3 protein-coding genes are annotated in these 2,477 nt (G+C 32.3%); 1 reads left to right on the top strand and 2 read right to left on the bottom strand.

Annotated features, from left to right (window positions below; translation table 11 throughout):
- Nucleotides 1-468 precede the first annotated feature (468 nt).
- On the top strand, nt 469-768 hold the full coding sequence (locus tag HMPREF3230_RS03295) for a hypothetical protein (RefSeq protein ID WP_075523545.1): 300 nt from the start codon (nt 469-471) through the stop codon (nt 766-768).
- Nucleotides 769-943: 175 nt separating this feature from the next.
- Here the strand turns inward: HMPREF3230_RS03295 and HMPREF3230_RS03290 are convergent, their stop codons facing one another.
- Nucleotides 944-1,576 carry a hypothetical protein gene (locus tag HMPREF3230_RS03290; protein WP_075523544.1) on the bottom strand — a complete coding sequence of 211 codons (633 nt, stop codon included), beginning with the start codon at nt 1,574-1,576 and terminating at the stop codon, nt 944-946.
- Nucleotides 1,577-1,990: 414 nt separating this feature from the next.
- Nucleotides 1,991-2,281 carry a type II toxin-antitoxin system RelB/DinJ family antitoxin gene (locus HMPREF3230_RS03285; RefSeq protein ID WP_075523543.1) on the bottom strand — a complete coding sequence of 97 codons (291 nt, stop codon included), beginning with the start codon at nt 2,279-2,281 and terminating at the stop codon, nt 1,991-1,993.
- Nucleotides 2,282-2,477 lie beyond the last annotated feature (196 nt).

Raw genomic sequence — 2,477 nt, 5'->3', positions numbered from 1 at the left:
CCGCAATAAGTAACTCGAAATAAGAAGGAGTTCACAGCATTAAAATGCTATGAACTCCTTCTTACTATGAAAACTTGGACAGCCTTGATAATAAATGTCGTAAATAGGTTTAAAAAATGGATTACGATTAGCTGTATAAACCGTGGCAATTATCGAAACCCCTTTCCTCAAGCCCTTTATATATTGTTTAGTTCTTAATTCTCGACATCAAGCAAACACTCTCAACGAGTCTTGAATAAATTCGTTGTTTTTTAAGATTATTCGGATTTGTAAGCTGTTTTGCACTAAGATTCTAGTTGCATCACGTGTTGGATACAATGAAACTGTTCCTTCTGAATTCTGAAGCTTTATACAGTCTTTTTGCGCAGCATATAATAGGTCTTTAAAGATTTTTACCTACCACTTTTTAATTTTATTGCCTTTATTTCTACATTGAAGTATGTTATCAACAATAGGAGGTGCAAATTTATGGATAATAATGAAAATATTAATTTACCTACGAAAGTCACCATTACTTTAGATCTTGACAAATTATACAATGAACTAAAAGAAAATGGTTGGAAACCTAGTAGTACGGCTAAATACTACAAGCATTACATTCTTAAACATATTGGTAAAGAAGATACTATTCTTGGGCATGATGAAAGCGTGAGATATCTAATTGATTTGCTGACCACAATTTCATCCCGTCATTTCTTATCAATGATTGAACCAGGTCCTGGTAAAGACGCTCTTATAAAACGTGTTATACAAGAATATGAAAAATAGGGATATACAAATATTATTTTTTCTTATAGCCTATAGCAGCTTTATTTATTTTCTTACGTAAAATTATCAAATACCCCCCTATTTTTTCAAACACAAAAGTCTAACTTTTTTTGGGGGGGCACGTGCACATCACATTTACATCTGATAACTATTTCTTAGTTCTAAGTAATATTATTTATTCAGCTCCTATGGCATTTAAAAAATCATTAAGTGTTTTTTCAGGTTCTTCGTTTTCTTTTACTAGTTTTATGCATTTTTTAGGAATGTAGTAGAATTTATTGGCTTCATCTCTTAAAATTATGAAATTTTTTTCTTCGCCTTTAGGGCAATTCTTGGGGTATAAAACTCCGTAGTGAGACCCATTTTCATTGGTATTTCTTACTAGCATAATTTGTTTAATTTTTTCCCCTTTTATTACTCCCTTCAAAGCATCATGTGGGTGAAAATTACCTGTAGTTATATCTACGTTATAATTGTTAGAATGTATTTTAGCTTTTTTATAATTTTTTTGTTTACTTATGCGATAAAATAAATTATTACCTTCTTCATCAGATAACTCATCATTTTCTTCATAATTTTTCAAATCTATTATATCCGTACTTGTATTTGTATTTAAATCATCTTCTGTAAGTCCAAAAGTATATGGCATTAAAAAAATTTTGTTATACTTAATCCTGTAAATATCCACTTCATTTTCTAGATCTATTACCCACCAATATAAATTTTTGAATTTATTACCTTTTCCTACAATCTTTCTAGCATTTTTTATTTCAGCAGCTAACTCTTCTTTCGAACTATCGTTACCCATAATAAACTCTCTTTCCTTCTGCGTAAAATTCACATACAAAGCCAGGTGCAAAGGGTGTGCATTTTTCTTACATCAATCTTGTACACTCAAACTCGTTTCGATACTAGCCTTTGACATCAATACTACACTCTCCACGCGGATTGAGAGAACTTACGAGTATTTCTACACTTTTTTCAAGTGCACACTATGTATATTGGGTGCACTGTTTAACGATAGGAAACATCGCAAAAAGATTTAAGATTAGCTTGATAACAACGTTTACATTACAATTGTTCCAGTTGCTTAGCCTGGTCTCTTCTCACGTAGACAACTGCGAGTATTTCAACTTCTTTTCTACTATCATCAACACAAAAATAAACGTAATAATTTTTTACGCGTATTCTTCTAAAACCAATTTCACACCACGACTGCTAATCAGCATTCAAGCTCTTCAAAAACATCATCTATCGGATAACTATCACTTTGAGCCGCCTGATCATAGCCTTTAGCCATCAACGCGTTAAATGTTTTCTCATCCATATCATCTTGTGCCGGAAGTGACTTTGGAATAGCAAGCGAAAACGGAATACCCTTATTAAGAATGATTTGACGATAAAACATGTCAATAGCAGTAGCCCTAGGAACTCCAATCGTTTCCAAAATCTGCTCCGCCTGCTGCTTAATATTTTCTTGTATTCTCACATTCACATTCGCGGTATTCGACAAAGTACTAAACGATTTAGTATCAAAATTATAGTGCGGTAATAAACTACAACATTTGTTTAGTGATTACCCAATCACAAATCTGCGACACACCATAAGACGTATGACAGATTACGAAAATAATAAGAAATTTTATAAAAAGTTATATTGTTATAACATTTTGCAAGAAATTTTCATTTAGAACACCCCCCCCCCCCCC

Source organism: Gardnerella vaginalis, from assembly GCF_001563665.1.
Taxonomy (GTDB): Bacteria; Actinomycetota; Actinomycetes; order Actinomycetales; family Bifidobacteriaceae; genus Bifidobacterium; species Bifidobacterium vaginale_A.
The sequence above is the reverse complement of the archived record's forward strand: the minus strand, read 5'-3'. Positions and strand labels throughout refer to the sequence as shown.

What these genes read in the sequence shown, in the direction of transcription:
- HMPREF3230_RS03295 (WP_075523545.1), top strand. Translation starts at nt 469, where the DNA reads ATGGATAATAATGAAAATATTAATTTACCTACGAAAGTCACCATTACT.
- HMPREF3230_RS03290 (WP_075523544.1), bottom strand. Translation starts at nt 1,576, where the DNA reads ATGGGTAACGATAGTTCGAAAGAAGAGTTAGCTGCTGAAATAAAAAAT.